The following is a 22,246-nucleotide window of genomic DNA, read 5'->3' as shown; positions in this document are numbered from 1 at the left end:
GGAGGCGTTCTTCGCCAAGGAGTTAGAAGGCAAATGAGACGATCGCATGTGACGACCGTGTCATTGCTTGTGGCATTGGCTCTTGCCGCCTGCACCAATGCAAAGGACGTTCTCGAACCGTCTGCGATCACCCCGCCGGCGACCTCGACGCCGTCGACGCCAGCCACCCAGGGCGCCGTCCCTGCCCCGTCGCCCGCCGACCCCGCCACGACCATTACGAGCGCTCCCGCAACCGCCACCACTCCGGTCACGCCAGCCCAAAGCGCTGCCATCCTGTCGAAGACCCGTTTGCAGATCGCGCCGATCGTCGGTGCTTCGGTGGAAGCCGCGACGCCGCTGACGGCGGAACTGCAGACGCGCGCCAGGCAGCGCGGCATCACGCTTGCCGGCAGCGCCGACCAGACCGCGACCCATGTGCTCAAGGGTTATTTCTCGGCGATGTCGGAAGGCAAGGACACCACCGTCATCTATGTCTGGGATGTCTACGACCCGGCCGGCAACCGGCTGCACCGCATCAACGGCCAGCTGAAGGCGCCGTCGGTCAATGGCGGCGACAGCTGGAAGGCGGTCTCGCCGGCCACCATGCAGGCAATCGCCGACCAGACCATCGATCAGTTCGCGGCGTGGCTTGGCGGCAAGGCGGGCTGAGGTGTTGCTCGCTGGCGATGGCGCGAGGCTTTCTTGAGATTAGCCGGCGGATTCCCGATCTCGGCGCTTGCAATACCGGCGCGGGCCGCTAAAAGCCCGGTTAAAGGGCGCAGGAGAGTCTGTCTGGCCTCTCTATCCTCCACCAGGAACGGTGCATGAAACTCTTCGCGGGCAATTCCAACAGGGTGCTGGCCGAAGCGGTCGCCCGCTATCTCAACATCCCGCTGGGCAAGGCCAGTGTCAGGCGCTTCGCCGACCAGGAAATCTTCGTCGAAATCCAGGAAAATGTGCGCGGCGAGGATGTCTTCATCCTGCAGTCGACATCATTCCCGACCAACGATCACCTGATGGAACTGCTCATCATGATCGATGCCTTCATGCGCTCGTCGGCCAAGCGCATCACGGCGGTGATTCCCTATTTCGGCTACGCCAGGCAGGACCGCCGCGCCTCCGGCCGCACACCGATCTCGGCCAAGTTGGTCGCCAACATGATCACCCGCGCCGGCGTCGACCGCGTTTTGACGCTCGACCTGCATGCTGGCCAGATCCAGGGCTTTTTCGACATCCCGACCGACAATCTGTTTTCGGTGCCGGTTATGGCCCGCGACGTGAAGGCGAAATACAAGCAGCTCGGCAATGTCGTGGTGGTATCGCCCGACATCGGCGGCGTGGTGCGCGCTCGTGCGCTGGCCAAGCGCTTCGACGCCCAGCTGGCCATCGTCGACAAGCGCCGCGAGCGTCCGGGCGAATCGGAAGTCATGAACATCATCGGCGCCGTCGCCGGCAAGGATTGCCTGCTGATCGACGACATCGTCGATTCCGGCGGCACGCTGTGCAATGCCGCCGATGCGCTGCTGGCCAACGGCGCCACCAGCGTCACCGCCTACATCACCCACGGTGTCCTGTCGGGCGGCGCCGTCGCTCGCATCAGCGGCTCGAAGCTGCAGGAACTGGTGATCACCGATTCCATCCAGCCGACCCAAGGCGTGCTCGACGCTCCCAACATCCGCGTCATCTCGATCGCCGACCTGATGGGCGAAGCCATTTCGCGCACGGCGACCGAGGAATCAGTATCGAGCCTGTTCGACTAGAACAAGCCGCGAGCGGCACGTTCGCCTCGAACCGCCTCAACCTTCGAAATAGCTGGGGCGGTCGAGGTCGGCAATCAACCCCGGCTGCTTCGGCTGCCATCCCAGCACCTGTCTTGTCTGTTCACTCGACGTCGGCCAGTCGAGACCAAAGAAGTGGCTGAGGAAGCCGAAATGGTCGGCTGCTTCCTCGCGGGTTTTGGACACCACCGGCAGATTCAGGCGGCGGCCAATGATCTCGGCGATCTCCCGCGTCGGCACGCCCTGGTCGGCGACGCCGTGATATCGGCCTCCGCCGGCCCCCTTCTCAAGCGCCAGCCTGAAGAGCCTGGCGGCGTCGAGCCGGTGCACCGCCGGCCAGCGGTTCACCCCGTCGCCAATATAGGCCGAAACGCCCTTTTGACGCGCGATACCGATCAGCATGGGAACGAAGCCGTGATCGCCGTCACCGTGGACCGAGGGTGACAGACGAACCGCCGAGGCACGCACCCCGCGCACCGCTAGCGCTTCGGCCGTCACTTCCGACGAGCGGGGGTAGGAGGCTGACGGAGGAACAGGCGCGTCGTCCTCGCTCGCCATGCGGCCGGCCGGCGTCAGCAGCGCCAGCCCGGAGGTGACCAGCAAGGGCCGCTCGGAGCCTTCGAGCTCCGCGCCGAGCGCTTCGATGGCGCGTCGGTCCGTCTCGCAATTCGCCGCGAATTTCGAGAAGTCATGATTGAAGGCGGTATGGATCACACCATCCGATTGGGCCGCACCGCTGCGCAGGCTTTCCAAATCCTCGATATCGCCGCGATGTGCCTCGGCGCCTGCAGCGACGATCGACCTGGCGCCGGCATCCGAACGAGCAAGACCGAGCACCTGATGGCCCGCTCCAATGAGCTCCCGCACAGCCGCCGAACCGACAAAGCCGGTGGCACCGGTCACAAATACACGCATCGCGATTTCTCCTTTGTTTTGGTCAAGGCCGTATGAGCAGCCCGTTGCCGAAGGAGATACGGGATTGAGGGAATACGATCTATGCTGTAAAGTCCGTATTATCTTCGCAATCGTCCGGAATGCCCATGGATCCGCTCTCAGACGTGCTGTCGCTGCTGAAGCCTCGCAACTACCTGTCCGCCGGCCTGGAGGCCGGTGGCGACTGGTCGATCCAGTTCCCCGACCAGCAGGCGGCCATCAAATGCGGTGCCGTGGTGTCGGGCCAATGCTGGCTGTCCGTGGACGGCGTCGCGGATGCGGTCCGGCTGGAGACCGGCGACTGTTTCCTGCTGCCGCGCGGCCGGCCCTTCCGCCTTGCCAGCGATATGGACCTGCCGCCGGTCGACGCCCGCACCATCTTTTCCCCCGCCCGCACCGGTGGCGTCACCTCGCACAATGGTGGCGGCGATTTCCTTCTCGTCAGCAGCCGCTTCGCCCTGTCCGGGGACCATGCCGGCATCCTGTTGCGGATGCTGCCGCCCATCGTCCACATCCGCAGCGACTCCAATCATTCGGCGCTGCGCTGGCCGGTGGAGCGGATGATGCAGGAATTGCGCGAACGGCGGCCGGGCGGCTTTCTCATCGTCGAGCATCTCGCCCACATGATCCTGATCGAGGCCTTGCGCCTGCATATGGCGGAGGGCTTGAGAGGCGGCGTCGGCTGGCTGTTTGCGCTGGCCGACAGACAGATCGGCGCGGCGATCGGCGCCATGCACGACGATCCGGCGCATGGCTGGACCTTGCAGGCTCTGGCCGAGCGCGCCGGCATGTCGCGATCGACCTTTGCGCTGAAATTCAAGGCCATGGTCGGCGCTTCGCCGATGGACTACCTGACGCGTTGGCGCATGCTCTTGGCCGGCGACAGGCTGGCGAGTTCCAGCGATCCTGTTTCCATCATTGCGCTCTCGCTCGGTTATGAATCCGAAAGCGCCTTCAGCACCGCCTTCAAGCGGGTCATGGGCTGTTCGCCACGGCAACACGGCCGTGGCCGGCCACAGGCTTCCGCCTCACATGGCGAGGAGATCATCTGCACCGGCCTGCCCGAGCCGGTCGCGGGTTGAAAGGCCAAGCCGAAATCATGGGCTTTCCAGTCGAAGCGAACCGCTTGGCCGACGGACGCCTTCGCCGCTGTCGCGCGCGCCGCGCATATAACCGCGCGGTGACGCGCCCAGCATGCGCTTGAACATGGTGATGAAGGCCGGCACGCTGTCATAGCCGAGATCGAGCGCCACCCTGGTGATCGGCTCGCCATCGGCCAGCCGCGGCAGTGCTGCGAACAGGCAGGCCTGCTGGCGCCATGTCGACAGCGACAGGCCGGTCTGGCGCTGGAAGGCACGGGTGAAGGAACGGCGGCTCATGCCGGCGGCATCGGCCCACTCGTCGATCGTCGCATGCGGCGAAGGTGCCGCCACGAAGCGCCGGCAGAGCGCCGCCAGCCTGGTATCGGACGGGAACGGCAGGCCGAGTGGCCGCTCCGGCAGGGTCGGGATTTCATGCAGCAGGAGGTTCATGATCAGCCCGCCACGTCCTTCCAGCACACCGCCTTGCGGCAGCTTCTCGGATTCCACGATCAGGCTGTGCATCAGGTCGGTAACGCCGACCACGCGCAAGCCTTCCGGCAGCCCGGGAATAGCCTGCGGCATGACATAGACCGAACGCATTGAGACATCGCCCAGCATCTCGACGGAATGCTCGGTGCCGGCCGGAATCCACATCGCGTGATCGGGCGGCACCATCCAGCGCCCATGCCGCGTCGTCACCAGCACGACGCCAACCAGCGCGTGCAGCAGCTGGCTGCGGCTGTGGCGGTGTTGCGGCACATGATAACCGTCTGGATATTCGGTCGGCAACGCCACCGCCGGGCCGACCGCTTGCTCCAGCCATTGCCAACGGCTTTCGTGCAATTCACCGAGATCGGCATTGCCGGCGTGAAAGATTTCCCTGCCATGTGGCATCAGCTAATGGCCCACTTGCGAAACTATTGGACCAAACCACGAAAGAAGTCGCCCCGCAAGCAGCTTATAAGGCAATCGTCCTAAGGCGGCCTGCAGCAGCGTCCGCCAAATCTGCCCGCGGGCGTGCCCGCCAAAAAAGACCACGGAGCCTACCTTGACCGATACGACAGCCGCCAGCGTCGCGCCACCAGCGACCGCCAGTCACGCTTCAGCCCAGGCGACGGCCTTCACCGTCATCCTGGCGGTGAGCTTTTGCCATTTCATCAACGACATCATGCAGTCGCTGCTATCGGCCATCTATCCCTTATTGAAAGAGAATTACGGTCTCGATTTCTGGCAGATCGGCCTCCTGACCTTCACCTTCCAGGTGACCGCGTCGCTGCTGCAGCCGATGATCGGCATGGTCACCGACAAGCGGCCGATGCCCTATTCCCTGCCCTATGGCATGGCGTCGTCACTGATCGGCCTGGTCGTGCTCGCCCATGCAGGGCACTATGCGCTGCTTCTGATCGGCGCTTCGCTGATTGGCATCGGCTCGGCGATCTTCCACCCGGAATCCTCGCGTATCGCCCGTTTCGCGTCCGGCGGCCGCTTCGGCCTGGCGCAGTCGCTGTTCCAGGTCGGCGGCAATTTCGGCCAGTCCATGGGGCCGCTGCTGGCGGCCTTCATTGTCGTGCCGTTCGGCCAGACCAGCATCTCATGGTTCGCCGTCGGCTCGCTGATCGGCATCATCGTGCTGTGGCAGGTCGGTGGCTGGTACAGCCGCCTGCGCGCCGCACAGGGCAACCGCAAGACGGCAAGCTTCGTCTCGCCCTTTCCGCGCCGCAAGGTGATGTGGGCATTGGCGGTGCTGACGCTGCTGGTGCTGAGCAAGAACGCCTACATCGCCAGCCTTGCCAGCTACTACACCTTCTATTCCATCCATAAGTTCGGCGTTTCGGTGCAGATGTCGCAGGTCATGCTGTTCCTGTTCCTCGGCGCCTCGGCGCTGGGCATCCTGCTTGGCGGCCCGTTTGGCGACCGCTATGGGCAGAAAGCGATGATCTGGTTCTCGATCGTCGGCGTGCTGCCCTTCACGCTGGCCCTGCCCTACGCCAACCTCGAATGGACGATGGTGCTGACGGTGCTGATCGGCCTGATCCTGTCGTCGGCCTTCTCCAACATCGTCGTCTTTGCGCAGGAGTTGGTGCCGGGACGTGTCGGCATGATCGCCGGCATCTTCTTCGGCTTCGCCTTCGGCATGGGCGGCATCGCCGCCGCCGTGCTCGGCGTCGTCGCCGACATGAAGGGCATCGAGTTCGTCTTTCAGATCTGCTCGTATCTGCCGCTGCTCGGCCTGCTGACGGTGTTCCTGCCGAACATGAAGGAAGCGAGGAAGGTGGAGGCGGCGATCCGCTAAAATCAGCTGGTGTTCAGGATTGACATGAGGGCGTGGCAGCTGCCACGACCTCAATGGTTCTTTTCGTCATACGCCGGGTGAAAGGCCTGTTATTGTTCGAAACGCCCGCGACAAATGGCGCTGACGGCAAGGCTGCGTCATCGAACGCCTTCACGTTGAATATACGGTACCGGGCTCAGCGCGGCCGATCGATGCGCAGCGCTCCGAGTCGGGAAAGGCAATCTGTTATGTCCAGACTTAAAGGCAAGGCCGCGCTGATTACGGGTGGCACCAGTGGAATCGGCTTGGTGACGGCGCGACGTTTCATTGAGGAGGGCGCGCGCGTCGCCATCACCGGCACCAATGCGGGCCGTCTCGAGGAGGCGCGCAACATCTTGGGCGGCGATGTGCTTATCATCGCCGCCGACGCCGGAGATGCCGCCGCCCAAAGCGACATTGCGGGGCGGATCGGGGAAACCTTCGGCAAGCTCGACGCTCTCTTCCTCAACGCCGGCATCGCCGATCTGCGCCCGCTTGGCGACTGGACCGAGGCAGCGTTCGACAGGAGCATCGATGTCGATCTCAAGGGGCCGTACTTCCTGGTCAAGGCGCTCGTTCCCCTGTTTTCGAACCCGTCGTCGATCATCCTCAGCGGCTCGGTCAACGCGCATATGGGAATGGCAGGAACGCATGTCTATTCGCTGGCCAAAGCCGGCATGATTTCGCTGGCGCGAACGCTGTCTGGCGAACTGATAGGGCGCGGCATTCGCGCCAATGTGATCAGCCCGGGCCCGATCGACACACCGCTCAATGACAAACTTGGGCTGGATCCGGCAGCGGCGAAGGCCCGCGCGAAGGCGGTGGTCGGCCTGGTGCCTGCGGGCCGCTTCGGAACCGCCGAGGAAATTGCCAATGCGGTGGTGTTTCTGGCCTCGGACGAATGCCCGTTCATGGTCGGTGCGGAAATGCTGATCGACGGCGGCTTGAGCATCGCCTGAAATCGGCAGAGCCTTACACAAATGCACCCGCCTGATGGCGGGTGCTTTCGTCTGTGACGTCGAAATATCCTAGGCCTTGAAGAAGGCCAGCAGGTCGGCGTTGATGATGTCGGCATGGGTCGTGGCCATGCCGTGCGGGAAGCCCTTGTAGACCTTGAGCTCGCCCTTCTTGAGCAGCTTGATCGTCAGCAGTGCCGAGTCGGCGATGGGGACGATCTGGTCGTCGTCGCCATGCATGACCAGCACCGGCACGTCGATTGCCTTCAGGTCCTCGGTAAAGTCGGTCTCGGAGAAGGCCTTGATGCAATCGTAGTGCGCCTTGGTGCCGCCCATCATGCCCTGGCGCCACCAATTGTCGATGATCCCCTGCGAGACTTCGGCGCCCGGACGGTTGAAACCGTAGAACGGACCGGCCGGAACGTCGCGGAAGAACTGGGCGCGGTTGGCTGCCTGGGCGGAGCGGAAGCCGTCGAAAACCTCGATCGGCAGGCCGCCGGGATTGGCCGGAGTCTTGAGCATGATCGGCGGTACCGCGCCGATCAGCACTGCCTTGGCGACACGACCACCCGAGCCGTACTGGGCGACGTAACGCGCCACCTCACCGCCACCGGTCGAATGGCCGACATGGATGGCGTCCTTGAGGTCCAGATGCGCCGCCAGTGCCGCGACATCGGCGGCGTAGGTGTCCATCTCGTTGCCGATATCCGTCTGGGTCGAGCGGCCATGGCCGCGGCGATCATGGGCAATGACGCGGTAGCCCTTGGACAGGAAGAACAGCATCTGGGCGTCCCAGTCGTCGCTGCTCAATGGCCAGCCATGATGGAAGACGATCGGCTGACCGGTTCCCCAGTCCTTGTAGTAGATCTGCGTTCCGTCCTTGGTGGTGATCGTGCCGCTGCCGGAGCCGGGCTTGGACTGCGAGGCTTGGTTCATCTCAATCTCCTTCGATTGTTGTCGCGATAAACAATATCGCGATATTTATATGACTAGCGCAGCTCGAACCGCTTGTCCAATGGAAATATGTATCGCGATATCATTTTTCGTGGTATGGAATTGGTGCCTGTGTCGGCAAGAAGGAATGCGCCGTGCCTCTCCCATTGGACAATCAGCTCTGTTTTACGCTCTACGCCACCAGCATGGCAATCAATCGTACCTACAAGCCGATGCTGGACGAGATGGGGATCACCTACCCGCAATATCTCGTACTCAATGCGCTGGGCGAGGCCGACGGCATGTCGGTCGGCACCATCGCCCACAGACTCGCTTTGGAATCGAGCACCGTCACGCCGCTGGTGAAGCGTATGGAGCAGGCTGGGCTCGTGACCCGCCGGCGCAGCCGGGTCGACGAGCGCCAGGTGCAGGTCGATCTGACCGCAGATGGGCGCGCGCTGCTTGTCCAGTGCAACTGCCTGAATGAGACCTTGATCGAGCGCTCGGGCATGACGCTGGCACAGCTTGATGCCCTGAACCGGCAGATCCGGGCGCTGCGCGACGCGTTGACCGGCGACCGATAAGCCCCGGATGCCGGAAAGCCGGAAGCGGGTGCGGTGATCAGGTGAAGTTTGTTAGACTTAGGCTTTTGACCAAACAGCGGCCTAGTGCATGTCGCTCAAAAGTGGCCCCGGTTTTGAGACAACGACATGCATACAAACAAAGACTTAAAGCGCGTGGCGTGAATCCGTTTCGACACGACGCGCTTTAAGCCAAAAGCCGCAATGCCGCCGCCCGCACCGTCGTCATGCGGACTTGAGGACAGTGAATGTGCGTTTGCGGAGGGTCCGCTTTGCCTGGAAACTAACGGCGGGAGCGGGACGGCCGACATGAAAGCCCTGGACCTTGTCTATGCCGAATTCGCGCATAAGGGCCATCTGCTCGTCCGTTTCCACCCCTTCGACCAGGATTTTATGGCCGCGATTTCGGACCAGGGTAATGATGTCCTGGAGCATTGCCTTGCCGCTCGGGGTGCCGCAGTCGTGAAGGAACGAGCGGTCGATCTTCACCGTATCGAAATCGATTAGACGAAGCCACGAGAGGCCCGCGAAGCCCGTCCCAAAGTCATCAAGCCATATCTTGATGCCGAGCAGCTTCAGGTCGCTGATGCAGCGAAGAATGTCCGAATGCATCTCCATCTCCAGTCCTTCGGTGATTTCGAAGGCCAGCCTGCTGCCGGCTACGCCGGTCTCGCCCAAAATGGTCGCGACAGACGTTGCGAAGCCAGGTGTCTTGAGCTGAATTGGAGAGACGTTGACACTGACGACACGGACGTGGTCGTCCGCCAGGAGCTCAGCGCACACGGTCCTTATCGCCCAGCGCCCGAGTTCCAGGATAGCGCCGGTTCGTTCCGCGACGGGAATGAACAGGCTCGGCGGAACCGATGTGCCATCCAGCATTTTGAGGCGCATCAGAGCCTCTACGGCTTCAACTCGGTCCGATTTGACATCTTGGATAGGTTGATAAACGAGTGAAACGAGATTCTGACCGATGGCGATCTTCAGCAAAGCCGCGATGTTCTCACTTTCGTCGCTGCTCTGGGGATCGGTCGGATCGAACAGCCGAGCACAATTTCGACCACCGGCTTTTGCCAGATAGAGCGCGCGATCGGCCTCGTGGATGATCTTCTCCAGCTTGGCACCAGTCTGCGTCCTGGTGAACGCAGCGCCAACGCTCACTGTCACAATCGAGACACCGTCTCGCCGCAGCTCGTGGGTAAGCGCCAGGTTCTCCACCGTGCTGCAAATGGCTTCCGCGAGATCCAAGATCTGCTCTTTTTTCTCCACGCGAGCCAGGACAATGAATTCTTCACCGCCGTAGCGGCCGATCGAGCCATTGTACTGCTTGATCATTTCGCTAAGGGCATTTGCGACATGGATCAGGCAACGGTCGCCTTCTTGGTGGCCGTAGCAGTCATTGAACTTTTTGAAGAAGTCCACGTCGATGAGGATCGCCCCAAAACTGGTGCCGACCCGTTGCCAGTCGCTCCAGTAATCCCGCAGCTTCTCGTCGATCGCCCGCCGATTCTCCAGACCTGTAAGCGGATCGGTCCGCGACAGTCTCAGCAGGGCCTTGCCTCGTTCGGTCGCCTCGTTGTGCTGAATTCTGGCTTCCAGGGCGTTCAGGAAGACGTTGTAGCGCTCCTCATTCAGTTTCCAGTTCACATATGAGGTGAATGTGAAGCAAGAAATGTAGAAAGTTCCAAACACCAGCTTGTATGTCAGCGTAGAAGGCACAAAGTAATTTACGATATACAATATGCATAAGATTATAGTGGAAGTTATAATGGATACTTTGAATCTAAACGTGAAAAAGAGATTGGCACTCATCATGAAGATGGTGCCGAAGACCATATAATAAGAGACGCTTTCCTTGTCCGCACCCATAACCGCTGGGGACAACCAGCCGACATAGCCAAAGATAATGGCCCCGGCGCAAGTCATGTCGAGCCATTCCGTTCCGACGCCCCGGCGAAGCTGCTCTTCCAGGATTAAAAGCGCAGTCAGTCCAACCGCGAAGCGCGCCGTGATCGTATAGACGGCCACATCTGGAATCAGCAGCAGATCCGTTGCCGAAAACAGCAGATAGATGGCAACGGCCATCCAAAGCCCGGGCCTGGCTTCCCCTCTTCGCGTCGTTTGGGCTTCCGTCCGGTAAAGGCTGCGAAGCTCGTCGGACGCCAGTTCGTAACGCGGTTCGTACGGTTCCGCATCAGCCGCTTCGGCCAATACGGATGCCACGCGTTCGTCCATCACAACGAACCCCGTTTGAAGAGGATCCTGTATTCCGAACTCATCTCTAGCTTCTGCCCTCACGCAGGCCGGCTCCTTGGGGCGCAACAGCGATTGCGACGCCGGGCAAACAAATGCAATCGGGCAAGACAAGTTTCCGTTAACTCGAACGCGGAATCCGACCCAGAAGCTGTCTAACGAACTAACATGGTTTGCGGGAAATTAATCATACCGCTAAAATGCGTCCGACCCGGCATTGGCAAATGGAGCATTCTACGCAATAAGTTAACTGACTGTTAACTATGGAGTGATGGGTTGCAAACCGTGTTTGATGGCAAAAGCCTGATTACTGCCAAGATGATCGCCGGCAGTCTCCGCCGAGGAAAGCTCGAGCATCATGGCGAAGAGTTCGAAAACGCCCGCGTAGAGCTTGCGCTCATTCTCCACGCGACACACCAGCAAATCGAACAACGCAAGGACCCCGCCGAGATCATTCGTCGGCTGATGTCGTACCTCAACGCGACGCGTTCCAAGGTTCATCCCGACGTTTGGCAAGCATTGATACCGGTGGTGCAGAACCACCCGGTCCTGGAGTACTTTCTCGAGGATCCGCTCACGCGGTGGTCCTTCAGCAAGCCCAGAGGTTATTCTGGCGACGCGGAGTTGCTCGACTACATCTATTGTGATCCGCACGTGGCCGAGACCGTGGCAAACGCCTCGGAGATCGGCAAGGCACTCTATACCCATACCCAGGACGTACCGTCATGCGTCGCGGCACGGGAACGGCGCGATCTTTTGACCCGATATGTCGATGAGACTGCGACCAAAACCGGACCGCAAACCGAGGTCCTGGCGATCGCGGCCGGCCATTTACGGGAGGCCAATCGTTCCGCCGCCTTGGCGGAGGGCCGTCTCAAGCGCTGGGTTGCGCTCGACCAGGATCCTCAAAGCGTTGGATTGATCGCGCGCGACTTCCAGGGCACCGCGGTCGAGGCCATCGACGGCTCGGTGCGGACCGTGCTCACGAGGGGCCACAAACTTGGCAAGTTCGACTTGATCTACGCCTCTGGACTTTACGACTACCTTGCGCACAACGTCGCCGTAAAACTCACGAAGACTTGCCTGCAGATGTTGAAGCCGAACGGGACATTCCTGTTCGCGAACTACGCGGAGGGCAATCCTGACGCCGGGTACCGGGAGACGTTCATGGACTGGGTGTTGCTGCTGCGATCGGAGGTCGATATGTGGAACATCGTCAATGCCAGCGTCGACCGCAACGCCGTCGATGCGCAGGTGTTCTTCGGCGAGAACCGCAACGTGCTGTACGCCGTCATCGAAAAGCGCGGCTAGCCTTTGGCTTGCACCTCCGGCCGCCTTCCGCTATAGAGCCGCCACCCGCGTAGACACCCTTGGAGGCAACGCGGCGGAAAGCCGCCTCACCCGGCGGCTTTCGACGTTTACGGCCAAGCACGTTGCCGGCCGCGAACGCTCCAGAACAAACCGAAAGGAAATGCCATGAGCCACGACACTTACGAGCTCAAGGCCGAAGCACGCGAACAGGTCGGTAAGGGGTCCGCCCGTGCAGTTCGCCGCAACGGTAAAGTGCCTGCAGTAATTTATGGTGACAAGCAGCCTCCCCTGGCTATCGCGCTCACCTACAAGGACATCTACTACAAGATCCATGGCGGCGGGTTTCTGACCACGATCGCCACGATCGATGTCGACGGCAAGAAGATCCAGGTCCTGCCGAAGGACTTCCAGCTCGACCCGGTCAAGGATTTCCCTGTCCATGTCGACTTCCTGCGCATCGGCAAGGACACCCAGGTCAATGTCGACGTGCCTGTCCACTTCATCAACGAGGACAAGTCGCCCGGCATCAAGCGCGGCGGCGTGCTCAACATCGTGCGTCACGAAGTCGAGTTCCACTGCCCGGCCAATGCGATCCCGGAATTCATCACCGTCGATCTCACCGGCGCCGACATCGGCGATTCGATCCACATCTCGGCGGTCAAGCTGCCGGCCGGTGTGAAGCCTGTCATCTCCGACCGCGACTTCACCATCGCGACGGTCGCCGGCTCGTCGGCGATGAAGCCGGAGACGGAAGTCACGGCTGAAGTGGCGACCCCTGAAGCGGCGCCTGCCGCCGAAGAGAAGTAACTCTTTCACGCCCGGAGCAGGCGATGCTGCTGTTTGCAGGTCTCGGCAATCCGGGCGCGAAATACGCCAATAACAGGCACAATGTCGGTTTCATGGCGGCGGACGCAATTGCCCGCCGCCATTCCTTTTCGCCCTGGTCGAAGAAGTTCCAGGGCCTGATTTCTGAAGGCACGCTCGGCGGCGAAAAGATCGTCCTGATCAAGCCGCAGACCTTCATGAACCTGTCCGGCCAATCGGTTGGCGAAGCCCTGCGCTTCTACAAGCTCGGCCCTTCGGCGCTAACTGTCTTCTATGACGAGATCGACCTTGCCGCCGGCAAGCTGCGGGTCAAGGTCGGCGGTGGTTCCGGCGGCCACAACGGCATCCGCTCGCTCGACCAGCATGTCGGCAAGGACTATCGCCGGGTGCGCATCGGCGTCGGCCATCCCGGCGTCAAGGAAATGGTGCACGGCCATGTGCTCGGCGATTTTGCCAAGGCCGACCACGAATGGCTGGACGTGCTGCTCGACTCGATCGCCGACGACGCCGGATTGCTGGCCAAGGGCGACGACAATTCCTTCATGAACCGCGTGACGCTGGCTTTGCGCGACAAGCTCGTGCCAACCGGCGACGATGACGGCCCGCCGCCCAAGGCGCCGAAGGCCCAGAGCCCAAAAGGCCAAAGTCACGTCCGCCAGGCTCGCCCGCAGCAGCCGGCGGTCAAGCTGCCGGAAAGCGGCCCGATGGCCGCGATGCTGAAGAAACTCTTCGGCAACAAGGACTGAGCCCAATGTGTGCCGCCTCGGTTTTGGGGCAACGACATGCATAAAACGACATGCATAAAATAAAGACCTAAAGCGCGTCGCCTGAATCCGTTCAACGCGACGCGCTTTAGGAGCATGCGGCGTTACAGGGCTTGACGATCATCGACCCTATCGCCCATAGCCCTGATCAAATTTCGATTTCCCGATAGGACCGGACAAAAATGGGTTTCAAATGCGGCATCGTCGGCTTGCCCAATGTCGGCAAGTCGACGCTTTTCAACGCGCTGACCAGGACGGCGGCGGCGCAGGCCGCCAACTATCCGTTCTGCACCATCGAACCGAACACCGGCGAGGTGGGGGTGCCCGACCCGCGCCTGCAGAAGATTGCGGCGATCGGCAAGTCAAAGGAGATCATCCCGACCCGCATCTCCTTTGTCGACATTGCCGGCCTGGTGCGCGGCGCCTCGAAGGGCGAAGGGCTGGGCAACCAGTTTCTCGCCAACATCCGCGAGGTGGACGCCATCGTGCATGTGCTGCGCTGTTTCGAGGATGACGACATCACCCATGTCGAGGGCCGCATCGATCCCGTCGCCGACGCCGAGACCGTCGAGACCGAGCTGATGCTCGCCGACCTCGACAGCCTCGAGCGCCGCATCGCGCAATTCCGCAAGCGCGCCGGCAGCAAGGACAAGGAAGCGACGACCGTGCTGCCGATGATGGAGGCAGCGCTCGAGCTGCTGCAAGCCGGCAAGCCGACCCGCGTCCTGCTCAATGGCATCTCGGCGGAAGACCTGCGCATCCTGCAGGGGTTGAACCTTTTGACCTCGCACCCGGTCCTCTACGTCTGCAACGTCGCCGAGGCTGACGCAGCCACCGGCAACGAGCACACCAGGGCCGTCGAAAAGATGGCTGCCGCGCAGGGCGCCCGCACCGTCGTCATCTCGGCCGCGATCGAGGCCGAAGTCGCCCAGCTCTCCGATGAGGAAGAGATGGAATTCCTGTCCTCGCTCGGCCTCGACGAGCCCGGCCTGAACAAGGTCATCCGCGCCGGCTACGAGCTGTTGCACCTCATTACCTATTTTACCGTCGGGCCGAAGGAGACGCGCGCCTGGACCGTGCACAAGGGCGACAAGGCACCGCAGGCGGCCGGTGTCATCCACACCGATTTCGAACGCGGCTTCATCCGCGCCCAGACCATCGCCTACAACGACTTCATCACGCTGGGCGGCGAAGTAGCGGCCAAGGAAGCCGGTAAGGCGCGCGACGAAGGCAAGGAATATGTCGTCCAGGACGGCGACATCATGCTGTTCAAGTTCAACACCTGACTTCGTGAAGGTCACGCCGCCTGGGTGCAGCCGTCCCTCGATCGCGATGGCGTCCCTGGGGTCGATCCCGGCAAGCTCTCCCGGTACCGGTTTCTCGACGAGTTTTTCTGAGCCGCCAGGGCTATTCGGCCCGGCGGTTGCTTGTCTTGATTTTGTCACGCCACAGGTCTAAGCGGCAGGCGCACGGTCGGCGCACGCGCTGAAGAACCGTGCAATCCGACACGACGCGTCAATCTGAACGCACCCTTTGGCCCCAGCAAGGGAGACCCGGCGATGATCAAGGCCTTCGTCGTGGACAATGACCGCCTACGCGTCATCGATGATCTCCTGGCAAACAGCGAGAACGTCGTCTGGGCCGATCTGCTCAACCCGACCAGGGAAGAGGAATTGGCGATCGAGAGCTGGCTCGGCATCGCCATTCCGACACGCGAGGAGATGGAGGAGATCGAGATTTCGAGCCGCCTCTATGTCGAGGACGGCGCCTACTTCATGACCGCCACCCTGCCTGCCCAGACCGAGATAGACGACCCCCTGATGTCGCCGGTCACCTTCGTGCTCGCCGGCACCAGGCTGATCACCGTGCGCTACCACGAACCGAAGGCGTTCAAGACCTTTCCATTGCGCGCCGAAAAGGTGGCGACCGGCTGCACCAGCGGCGACACCATCCTGATCGGCTTGCTGGAGGCGATCGTCGACCGCCTCGCCGATATCCTCGAACGCGCCGGCCGCGACATCGAGACGATCTCACGCGATATCTTCGAGGCGCGGTCGACCAAGGTTTCCAAACGCAATCGCGACTTCCAGGAGCTCTTGAAAGCCATCGGCCGCAAGGAGGACATCGCCTCCTCGATCCGCGACAGCCTGATCTCGCTGCAGCGCCTCGCCGGCTTTTTCGCCCATGCCTCGACCCGGACCAAGATGAGCAAGGACACCAAGGCGCGCATCAAGACGCTGTCGCGCGACGTGCTGTCGCTTGCCGACCACGCCACCTTCCTGTCGCAGAAGATCAGCTTCCTGCTCGATGCCACGCTCGGCATGATCTCGATCGAGCAGAACGCCATCATCAAGATCTTCTCGGTCGCCGCCGTCATCTTCCTGCCGCCGACGCTGGTGGCTTCGATCTACGGCATGAATTTCGATGTCATCCCGGAGTTGAAGTGGGAGTTGGGCTATCCCTTCGCCGTTGCCATGATGATCCTGTCGGCGATCCTGCCCTTCTGGTATTTCCGCCGCCGCGGCTGGCTCTGACCCGTCCGCCAAAGGCCATACAGCCACGACGTGGCGCTATAGAAATCTCTTGACCAAACGGCGCCCTGCCTGCATCCGGAAACCCCGATCCGAAATCGTGGGTCTATGAACCGGATTCCAGACCATGACCGCAATAACCTGGGCCTATGAGGATTTCGTCGAGGGTGCCTCGTTCGACCTCGGCACGAAAGAGGTAAGCGCGGCCGAGATCATCGAATTCGCCAGCGAATTCGACGCGCAGCCGATGCATCTCGACGAGGAAGCCGGCAAGGCCAGCATCCTGGGCGGCCTGTCTGCTTCGGGTTGGCACACCTGCGCCATGTTCATGCGCATGCTGTGCGATGCCTTCCTGCTGGACTCCACCTGCCAGGGCGCGCCCGGCGTCGATCAGGTCAGATGGAAGAAGCCGGTTCTGACCGGCGACACGCTTACCGGCAGCCTCGTCGTTGTTGCCAAGCGCCCTTCCAAATCGAAGCCGCAACTCGGCTTCGTAACGATGCGCAGCGAGCTGTTCAACCAGCGTGGCGAAAGCGTCTTCGAGCTTGAGAACTCGGTCATGTTCCTGCTGCGCGATGCCGCGGGGAGCCCAGCATGACATTGGACGAATTCTTCCGCATCGGCACCACCGTCACGCTGGGCTCGCACACATTCGAGCCCGAGGCGATCAAGGCGTTCGCCAGGAAATACGATCCGCAGGTTTTCCATGTCGACGAGGAGGCCGCGAAGAAGAGCGTGCTCGGCGGGCTCTGCGCGTCCGGCTGGCACACCGCCGCGACCTGGATGAAACTCAATCTGGAAAACCGCATGGACGCCGAAGTCGCCGCGTGGAGTGGGCCCGGCCCGGTGCCGGAATTCGGCCCCTCGCCCGGCTTCAAGAACCTGAAGTGGCTGAAGCCGGTCTATGCCAGGCAAACAATCACCTTCACCCGTACGGCACTTTCCCACCGCCCGATCGCCTCACGCCCCGGCTGGCGGCTGCTGGCGCTGCGTTCGGAAGCCTTCGATTCGACCGGCGACAAGGTGCTGGAGTTCGAAAGCGCCGTGCTGGTGAAGGTGGAGTAGCAAGCCCCTTCCTTCCCACAGGGGGAGAAGGGAAAACCACTCAATGCCCTTCAAACCCGATCAGCGTCCTCACTGGCACGCCGAGCGCTTCCAGCTTGGCGCGGCCGCCGAGATCCGGCAGGTCGATGACGAAGCAGGCGGCAAGGATGTCGGCGCCGATCTGGCGCAGCAGCTTGACCGCCGCCTCCGCGGTGCCGCCAGTGGCGATCAGATCGTCCACCAGGATCACCTTCTCGCCCGGAGAAACGCCGTCCTTGTGCATCTCCATCTCGTCCAGCCCGTATTCCAGGCTGTAGGCGACGCGCACAGTCTCGAAAGGCAGCTTACCCTTCTTGCGGATCGGCACGAAACCGGCCGAGAGCTGATGAGCGACGGCGCCGCCAAGGATGAAGCCCCGCGCCTCGATGCCGGCGATCTTGTCGATCTTCTGGCCGGCATAGGGATGCACCAGCTCGTCGATAGCGCGGCGGAAGGCGCGCGCATTGCCGAGCAGCGTGGTGATATCGCGAAACAGGATGCCGGGCTTGGGATAGTCCGGAATGGTGCGGATCGCGGCAAGCAATGTGTCTTCGAGGGAGGATTTCATGGTTCGAGATTACCTGAAACGGAGATTCTTGCGCGACAATTGTTCGATCGAACTGCAGCCCATCAGCTTCATGCCGCGTTCGATCTCGACCCGCATCTGTTCGAGCGCCCGTTCGACGCCTGGCTGGCCGGCCGCCGCCAGCGGGAACAGGTAGTAGCGGCCGACGCCGACCGCCTTGGCGCCGAGCGACAGCGCCTTCAGCACATGCGTGCCACGCTGCACGCCGCCATCCATGATGACGTCGATCTTGTCGCCGACCGCATCGACGATCTCGGCAAGCTGGTCGAACGCTGCCCGCGAGCCATCCAGTTGCCGGCCGCCATGGTTCGACAGGACGATGCCGCTGCAGCCGATCTCGACGGCGCGTTTGGCATCCTCTACCGACATGACGCCCTTGAGGCAAAACGGGCCCGACCACAGCCTGACCATCTCGGCGACATCGTCCCACGTCATCGACGGGTCGAGCATTTCGGTGAAGTAGCGGCTGATCGACATGGTGCCACCGCCCATGTCGACATGCTCGTCCAGCTGCGGCAGCTTGAACCCCTCATGGGTGAAATAATTGATCGCCCATGCCGGCTTGAGCGCGAACTGCAGCATTCCGGCCAGGTTGAGCTTGAAGGGAATGGCAAAGCCGGTGCGTTTGTCGCGTTCGCGGTTGCCGCCGGTGATGCTGTCGACGGTCAGCATCATCACTTCGACGCCAACCTCCTTTGCCCGCTGCATCATCGCCCGGTTGAGGCCGCGATCCCGGTGGAAATAGAACTGATAGACCTGCGGGCCGCTGCTGATCCTGCGCGCCTCCTCGAGGCTGATGGTGCCAAGCGAGGAGACGCCGAACATCGTCCCGTATTTGGCGGCGGCCTTGGCGACCGCCCGCTCACCCTGATGATGGAACAGCCGCTGCAAGGCGGTCGGCGAGCAATAGACCGGCATCGCCAGTTTCTGGCCCATCACCGTCACCGACATGTCGATCTCGCTGACGCCGCGCAGGACGTTGGGAACCAGGTCGCAGGTCTCGAAGCTTTCGGTGTTGCGGCGATAGGTGACCTCGTCGTCGGCCGCGCCGTCGATGTAGTTGAAGATCGGCCCCGGCAGCCGTTGCTGCGCCATCCGGCGGAAATCGGAAAAATTGTGACAGTCGTTGAGGCGCATCATCGATTCCAAATGCCATATCGGGGCCACCGTTCCTGCGTCGAATATCAACCGGAAGTCTTCGTGCCAACGGCCTAATTGCCGGGCTGCCTCCCGAGCCCTGGCCGCGAGCACAAAAAGGGGCGCCCGAAGCGCCCCTCTGGTCGAAAATCGACTGCTGACGAAAGATTACATGCCGAGATCGGAACGAAGCTCGGCCTTGGCCACGTCGTATTCGGCCTTGAAGTCGTCCCGGTTGAGCAGGACCGCGGCGATGACGCTGCCCGAAATCTTCCCCATCTCGACATCGGAGGCGTAATGGATGCCGCCGACCTCACGATTGTGGGCGTATTCAGCCGCGCGCGCCATGATCTCGGCGCGCTTTTCCGGGACCATATCGGACAGGATGATGCCCATCATAGTGCCGACGGTCGCGTGGCCCGAAGGCCACGAACCGGAGCTGGACAGCTTGACCGCCGGCTTGACAAGGTCGCTGAGTTGGTGCGGACGCGGACGCTTCCAGACATCCTTGGCCGGATCGACAACGGCGCCTTCGGTGGCCACCACACGATCGAAGAAAGCGCTGAATTTCGGCAGCGTCTCCTTGTTGAATTTCGGCCCCATGACGTTGGCGAAGCGCCAGACATTCTCCTCGGCGTCGGCAACGGCGCTGGCCACCATCTCGGGCGTGCGCGTCACCTGCAGCGTCAGCACCTCGCCGAGTTCGGCCTTGGTCTGCGCCGAATCGTTTGCCGGCGGCGGCGGCAGGATCATCGTCAGGTCGACATCCTTGTTGGTGACGAAGGGCTGGGCGTCTTCCGCGTGGGCGGCGGAACCGATGACCAACAGCAGAAGGCCTGCCGCGAGCGATGCATATCTTTTCATGGGTGCGATCCTTTGATGAGAGCGGCACAGGATCGCCAGACGCAGTGACGGCCATGTGACACCACCGGTCTCCGCAAATGCAAAAGGGCGCCTTTCGGCGCCCTTTTGTGATCACATGGCTGTGTGCGGTTAGTGCGCCACGCCTTCCCATACCTTGCGCTTGGTGAGATAGACCAGCGCGCCGAACAGGAGCAGGAACACCAGCACGCGAAAACCGGTCTTCTTGCGGTCTTCCATATGCGGCTCGGCTGCCCACATCAGGAAGGCCGACACGTCGCGGGAATACTGGTCGACGGTCTGCGGCGAGCCGTCATCATAGGTCACCTGGCCGTCGGAAAGCGGCTTGGGCATTTTCAGTGAAACGCCGGACATGAAGTACGGGTTGTAGTGGGTGCCCTCCGGAATGACCATGCCGGCAGGCGGCGTCTCGTCGTAGCCGGTCAGCAGCGAATGGATGTAGTCCGGCCCGCCCGCGGCATACTGGGTGAAGATGTCGAAGAAGAACTGCGGAAAGCCGCGCTCGACGCCGCGCGCCTTGGCCAGCAGCGACATGTCGGGCGGTGCGGCACCACCATTGGCGGACGCCGCTGCCTGCTCGTTGGCAAACGGCGCAGGGAAGTGATCAGACGGCTTGCCGGGACGGTCGAACATGTCTCCGGCATCGTTGGGGCCGTCATGGATGGTGTACTCGGCCGACAGCGTCTTGATCTGCGCATCGGAATAGCCGAGGTCCGACAGCGTGCGGAATGCCACCAGATTCATCGAGTGACAGGCCGAGCAGACTTCCTTGTAGACTTTCAGGCCGCGCTGCAACTGCCCCTTGTCATAGGTGCCGAACGGGCCGGCGAAGCTCCAGCTGATTTCCTTCGGCTCATCGATCGGAAAATGCGTCGGCGCGGCCGCGTTGTGTGCCTCTTCGGCTGCGATCGCCCAAGTGCCTGCGGCCCCAGTGCCGGCGGCCACAAGGCCGATCAGCGCCAGCGAGGTGAGAATCTTTTTCATGCCAAATCCCCTTAGATTCTCTACCGCTCAGCCCTTGGTCTCTGGTGCGGCCGTGGCGCCCGCCGGATGTCCGCCGCCGCCCTTGTTCTTCTCGAGCACAGCCTCGGTGATCGAATTCGGCAGCCGCCGCGGTGTCTCGATCAGCCCGAGCACCGGCAGCGCAACCAGGAAGAAGGCGAAGTAGAACAGCGTCGCCATCTGCGCCATGAACACATAGCTGCCTTCCGCAGGCTGCGAGCCCAGCCAGCCGAGCAGGATGGCATCGGCCACGAACAGCCAGAAGAACAGCTTGTACCAGGGCCGATAGACAGCCGAACGCACCTTCGAAGTGTCGAGCCATGGCACCAGGAACAGCATGACGATGGCGCCGAACATGCAGATCACGCCGCCGAGCTTGGAATTGATCGGCCCGATGTTGAACGTGATGGCCCGCAGGATCGCGTAGAACGGCAGGAAGTACCATTCAGGCACGATATGCGCCGGTGTCTTCAGCGGATTGGCCACGATGTAATTGTCGGGCGCCATAAGGAAATTCGGAATGTAGAAGACGAAATAGGCGAAGAAGAACAGGAACACGATCATGCCGAACGCGTCCTTGATGGTCGCGTAGGGGGTGAAGGCGACGGTGTCGGTCTTCGACTTGACCTCGATGCCAGTCGGGTTCGACTGGCCGACAACATGCAGCGCCCAGACATGCAGCACGACGACGCCGGCGATCATGAACGGCAAGAGGTAGTGCAGCGAGAAAAAGCGGTTCAGTGTCGGGTTGTCCACGGCGAAGCCGCCGAGCAGCAGCTGCTGGATCCATTCGCCGACCAGCGGGATGGCGCTGAAGAAGCCGGTGATGACGGTGGCGCCCCAGAAGCTCATCTGGCCCCACGGCAGCACATAGCCCATGAAGGCCGTCGCCATCATCAGGAGATAGATGATACAGCCGAGGATCCACAGCAGTTCGCGCGGCGCCTTGTAGGAGCCGTAGTAGAGGCCACGGAAGATGTGGACATAAACGGCGACGAAGAAGAACGAGGCGCCTGTGGCATGGAGATAGCGCAACAGCCATCCCGAATTCACGTCGCGCATGATCTTCTCGACCGAATCGAAGGCGAGACTGGTGTCGGCCGCATAGTGCATGGCCAGCACGATGCCGGTGATGATCTGCGACACCAGCATGATCGCCAGGATACCGCCGAAGGTCCAAGCATAGTTGAGGTTGCGCGGCACCGGATAGGCGATGAAGCTGTCATAGACCAGCCGCGGCAGCGGCAAGCGGGCGTCGAACCAGCGTTCGATACCGGTCTTGGGCGTATAGGTCGAGTGTCCCTCGCTCATCGAAATATCCC

General features: G+C 61.9%; 22 protein-coding genes. 13 read left to right on the top strand and 9 right to left on the bottom strand.

The genetic code is table 11. From position 1 onward, the window contains the following. The first annotated feature begins 33 nt into the window (after positions 1–33). Positions 34–648: a hypothetical protein gene (locus ACFFNA_RS08675; protein ID WP_111542884.1), complete on the top strand. Its 615-nt coding sequence runs from the start codon at positions 34–36 to the stop codon at positions 646–648. A gap of 155 nt (positions 649–803) precedes the next feature. Beyond that, a complete protein-coding gene (locus tag ACFFNA_RS08670; RefSeq protein ID WP_019860650.1) occupies positions 804–1,739 on the top strand; it encodes a ribose-phosphate pyrophosphokinase in 936 nt (311 codons plus the stop codon). 36 nt (positions 1,740–1,775) lie between these two features. Here ACFFNA_RS08670 and ACFFNA_RS08665 read toward each other — a convergent pair whose 3' ends face one another. After that, positions 1,776–2,672: an SDR family oxidoreductase gene (locus tag ACFFNA_RS08665; RefSeq protein ID WP_378917411.1), complete on the bottom strand. Its 897-nt coding sequence runs from the start codon at positions 2,670–2,672 to the stop codon at positions 1,776–1,778. A 125-nt stretch (positions 2,673–2,797) separates the two neighbouring features. Between ACFFNA_RS08665 and ACFFNA_RS08660 the strand changes: the two genes are divergently transcribed. Then, on the top strand, positions 2,798–3,772 hold the full coding sequence (locus ACFFNA_RS08660; protein ID WP_378917409.1) for an AraC family transcriptional regulator: 975 nt from the start codon (positions 2,798–2,800) through the stop codon (positions 3,770–3,772). A 15-nt stretch (positions 3,773–3,787) separates the two neighbouring features. On the opposite strand, the gene ACFFNA_RS08655 is transcribed toward ACFFNA_RS08660, so the two are convergent. Next, entirely contained in the window at positions 3,788–4,666 is an 879-nt protein-coding gene (locus ACFFNA_RS08655; RefSeq protein WP_378917407.1) for an AraC family transcriptional regulator, read from the bottom strand. 154 nt (positions 4,667–4,820) lie between these two features. Here ACFFNA_RS08655 and ACFFNA_RS08650 point away from each other — a divergent pair, with 154 nt between their 5' ends. Next, positions 4,821–6,065, top strand: a complete 1,245-nt coding sequence (locus tag ACFFNA_RS08650) for an MFS transporter (RefSeq protein ID WP_378917405.1) — start codon at positions 4,821–4,823, stop codon at positions 6,063–6,065. Positions 6,066–6,292: 227 nt separating this feature from the next. Further along, positions 6,293–7,042: an SDR family oxidoreductase gene (locus ACFFNA_RS08645; protein ID WP_378917403.1), complete on the top strand. Its 750-nt coding sequence runs from the start codon at positions 6,293–6,295 to the stop codon at positions 7,040–7,042. Positions 7,043–7,111: 69 nt separating this feature from the next. On the opposite strand, the gene ACFFNA_RS08640 is transcribed toward ACFFNA_RS08645, so the two are convergent. After that, entirely contained in the window at positions 7,112–7,975 is an 864-nt protein-coding gene (locus ACFFNA_RS08640; RefSeq protein WP_378917400.1) for an alpha/beta fold hydrolase, read from the bottom strand. Positions 7,976–8,127: 152 nt separating this feature from the next. Between ACFFNA_RS08640 and ACFFNA_RS08635 the strand changes: the two genes are divergently transcribed. After that, a complete protein-coding gene (locus ACFFNA_RS08635; protein WP_378917398.1) occupies positions 8,128–8,556 on the top strand; it encodes a MarR family winged helix-turn-helix transcriptional regulator in 429 nt (142 codons plus the stop codon). Positions 8,557–8,778: 222 nt separating this feature from the next. On the opposite strand, the gene ACFFNA_RS08630 is transcribed toward ACFFNA_RS08635, so the two are convergent. Beyond that, on the bottom strand, positions 8,779–10,773 hold the full coding sequence (locus ACFFNA_RS08630; RefSeq protein WP_378917703.1) for a putative bifunctional diguanylate cyclase/phosphodiesterase: 1,995 nt from the start codon (positions 10,771–10,773) through the stop codon (positions 8,779–8,781). Between the two features lie 306 nt (positions 10,774–11,079). On the opposite strand from ACFFNA_RS08630, the gene ACFFNA_RS08625 reads away from it, so the two are divergent. The 7 genes from ACFFNA_RS08625 to ACFFNA_RS08595 all read left to right on the top strand — a co-directional run bounded on the left by ACFFNA_RS08625 (position 11,080) and on the right by ACFFNA_RS08595 (position 17,299). Then, a complete protein-coding gene (locus tag ACFFNA_RS08625) occupies positions 11,080–12,114 on the top strand; it encodes a class I SAM-dependent methyltransferase (protein WP_378917396.1) in 1,035 nt (344 codons plus the stop codon). 165 nt (positions 12,115–12,279) lie between these two features. After that, complete coding sequence (locus ACFFNA_RS08620; protein WP_111542875.1) at positions 12,280–12,921, top strand: 50S ribosomal protein L25/general stress protein Ctc; 642 nt, start codon at positions 12,280–12,282, stop codon at positions 12,919–12,921. 23 nt (positions 12,922–12,944) lie between these two features. Then, the gene (gene pth, locus ACFFNA_RS08615; protein ID WP_378917394.1) at positions 12,945–13,685 is read left to right on the top strand and encodes an aminoacyl-tRNA hydrolase; all 741 of its coding nucleotides are present in this window, start codon (positions 12,945–12,947) and stop codon (positions 13,683–13,685) included. A gap of 200 nt (positions 13,686–13,885) precedes the next feature. Continuing rightward, positions 13,886–14,989 carry a redox-regulated ATPase YchF gene (ychF, locus tag ACFFNA_RS08610; RefSeq protein WP_111542873.1) on the top strand — a complete coding sequence of 368 codons (1,104 nt, stop codon included), beginning with the start codon at positions 13,886–13,888 and terminating at the stop codon, positions 14,987–14,989. Positions 14,990–15,262: 273 nt separating this feature from the next. Next, complete coding sequence (gene corA, locus ACFFNA_RS08605) at positions 15,263–16,237, top strand: magnesium/cobalt transporter CorA (protein ID WP_378917392.1); 975 nt, start codon at positions 15,263–15,265, stop codon at positions 16,235–16,237. Positions 16,238–16,361: 124 nt separating this feature from the next. Continuing rightward, positions 16,362–16,832: a MaoC family dehydratase gene (locus ACFFNA_RS08600; protein WP_378917390.1), complete on the top strand. Its 471-nt coding sequence runs from the start codon at positions 16,362–16,364 to the stop codon at positions 16,830–16,832. Next, positions 16,829–17,299 (top strand): MaoC family dehydratase, encoded by a 471-nt coding sequence (locus ACFFNA_RS08595; protein WP_378917388.1) that lies wholly within the window; start codon positions 16,829–16,831, stop codon positions 17,297–17,299. Before ACFFNA_RS08600 ends, ACFFNA_RS08595 begins: the two co-directional genes overlap by 4 nt. 40 nt (positions 17,300–17,339) lie before the next feature. On the opposite strand, the gene ACFFNA_RS08590 is transcribed toward ACFFNA_RS08595, so the two are convergent. The 5 genes from ACFFNA_RS08590 to ACFFNA_RS08570 all read right to left on the bottom strand — a co-directional run bounded on the left by ACFFNA_RS08590 (position 17,340) and on the right by ACFFNA_RS08570 (position 22,235). Next, positions 17,340–17,885, bottom strand: a complete 546-nt coding sequence (locus ACFFNA_RS08590; RefSeq protein WP_111542869.1) for an adenine phosphoribosyltransferase — start codon at positions 17,883–17,885, stop codon at positions 17,340–17,342. Between the two features lie 9 nt (positions 17,886–17,894). Then, positions 17,895–19,040 carry an alpha-hydroxy acid oxidase gene (locus tag ACFFNA_RS08585; RefSeq protein WP_378917385.1) on the bottom strand — a complete coding sequence of 382 codons (1,146 nt, stop codon included), beginning with the start codon at positions 19,038–19,040 and terminating at the stop codon, positions 17,895–17,897. 168 nt (positions 19,041–19,208) lie between these two features. Next, the gene (locus tag ACFFNA_RS08580) at positions 19,209–19,904 is read right to left on the bottom strand and encodes an acid phosphatase (protein ID WP_378917383.1); all 696 of its coding nucleotides are present in this window, start codon (positions 19,902–19,904) and stop codon (positions 19,209–19,211) included. 129 nt (positions 19,905–20,033) lie between these two features. Continuing rightward, complete coding sequence (locus tag ACFFNA_RS08575; protein ID WP_111542867.1) at positions 20,034–20,906, bottom strand: cytochrome c1; 873 nt, start codon at positions 20,904–20,906, stop codon at positions 20,034–20,036. A 27-nt stretch (positions 20,907–20,933) separates the two neighbouring features. Beyond that, positions 20,934–22,235 carry a cytochrome b gene (locus ACFFNA_RS08570; protein WP_111542866.1) on the bottom strand — a complete coding sequence of 434 codons (1,302 nt, stop codon included), beginning with the start codon at positions 22,233–22,235 and terminating at the stop codon, positions 20,934–20,936. Positions 22,236–22,246 lie beyond the last annotated feature (11 nt).

This window comes from Mesorhizobium kowhaii, from assembly GCF_042431665.1.
Taxonomy (GTDB): Bacteria; Pseudomonadota; Alphaproteobacteria; order Rhizobiales; family Rhizobiaceae; genus Mesorhizobium; species Mesorhizobium kowhaii.
The sequence above is the reverse complement of the archived record's forward strand: the minus strand, read 5'-3'. Positions and strand labels throughout refer to the sequence as shown.

What these genes read in the sequence shown, in the direction of transcription:
- ACFFNA_RS08675 (WP_111542884.1), top strand. Translation starts at nt 34, where the DNA reads ATGAGACGATCGCATGTGACGACCGTGTCATTGCTTGTGGCATTGGCT.
- ACFFNA_RS08670 (WP_019860650.1), top strand. Translation starts at nt 804, where the DNA reads ATGAAACTCTTCGCGGGCAATTCCAACAGGGTGCTGGCCGAAGCGGTC.
- ACFFNA_RS08665 (WP_378917411.1), bottom strand. Translation starts at nt 2,672, where the DNA reads ATGCGTGTATTTGTGACCGGTGCCACCGGCTTTGTCGGTTCGGCGGCT.
- ACFFNA_RS08660 (WP_378917409.1), top strand. Translation starts at nt 2,798, where the DNA reads ATGGATCCGCTCTCAGACGTGCTGTCGCTGCTGAAGCCTCGCAACTAC.
- ACFFNA_RS08655 (WP_378917407.1), bottom strand. Translation starts at nt 4,666, where the DNA reads ATGCCACATGGCAGGGAAATCTTTCACGCCGGCAATGCCGATCTCGGT.
- ACFFNA_RS08645 (WP_378917403.1), top strand. Translation starts at nt 6,293, where the DNA reads ATGTCCAGACTTAAAGGCAAGGCCGCGCTGATTACGGGTGGCACCAGT.
- ACFFNA_RS08640 (WP_378917400.1), bottom strand. Translation starts at nt 7,975, where the DNA reads ATGAACCAAGCCTCGCAGTCCAAGCCCGGCTCCGGCAGCGGCACGATC.
- ACFFNA_RS08620 (WP_111542875.1), top strand. Translation starts at nt 12,280, where the DNA reads ATGAGCCACGACACTTACGAGCTCAAGGCCGAAGCACGCGAACAGGTC.
- pth (WP_378917394.1), top strand. Translation starts at nt 12,945, where the DNA reads ATGCTGCTGTTTGCAGGTCTCGGCAATCCGGGCGCGAAATACGCCAAT.
- ychF (WP_111542873.1), top strand. Translation starts at nt 13,886, where the DNA reads ATGGGTTTCAAATGCGGCATCGTCGGCTTGCCCAATGTCGGCAAGTCG.
- corA (WP_378917392.1), top strand. Translation starts at nt 15,263, where the DNA reads ATGATCAAGGCCTTCGTCGTGGACAATGACCGCCTACGCGTCATCGAT.
- ACFFNA_RS08600 (WP_378917390.1), top strand. Translation starts at nt 16,362, where the DNA reads ATGACCGCAATAACCTGGGCCTATGAGGATTTCGTCGAGGGTGCCTCG.
- ACFFNA_RS08595 (WP_378917388.1), top strand. Translation starts at nt 16,829, where the DNA reads ATGACATTGGACGAATTCTTCCGCATCGGCACCACCGTCACGCTGGGC.
- ACFFNA_RS08590 (WP_111542869.1), bottom strand. Translation starts at nt 17,885, where the DNA reads ATGAAATCCTCCCTCGAAGACACATTGCTTGCCGCGATCCGCACCATT.
- ACFFNA_RS08585 (WP_378917385.1), bottom strand. Translation starts at nt 19,040, where the DNA reads ATGCGCCTCAACGACTGTCACAATTTTTCCGATTTCCGCCGGATGGCG.
- ACFFNA_RS08580 (WP_378917383.1), bottom strand. Translation starts at nt 19,904, where the DNA reads ATGAAAAGATATGCATCGCTCGCGGCAGGCCTTCTGCTGTTGGTCATC.
- ACFFNA_RS08575 (WP_111542867.1), bottom strand. Translation starts at nt 20,906, where the DNA reads ATGAAAAAGATTCTCACCTCGCTGGCGCTGATCGGCCTTGTGGCCGCC.
- ACFFNA_RS08570 (WP_111542866.1), bottom strand. Translation starts at nt 22,235, where the DNA reads ATGAGCGAGGGACACTCGACCTATACGCCCAAGACCGGTATCGAACGC.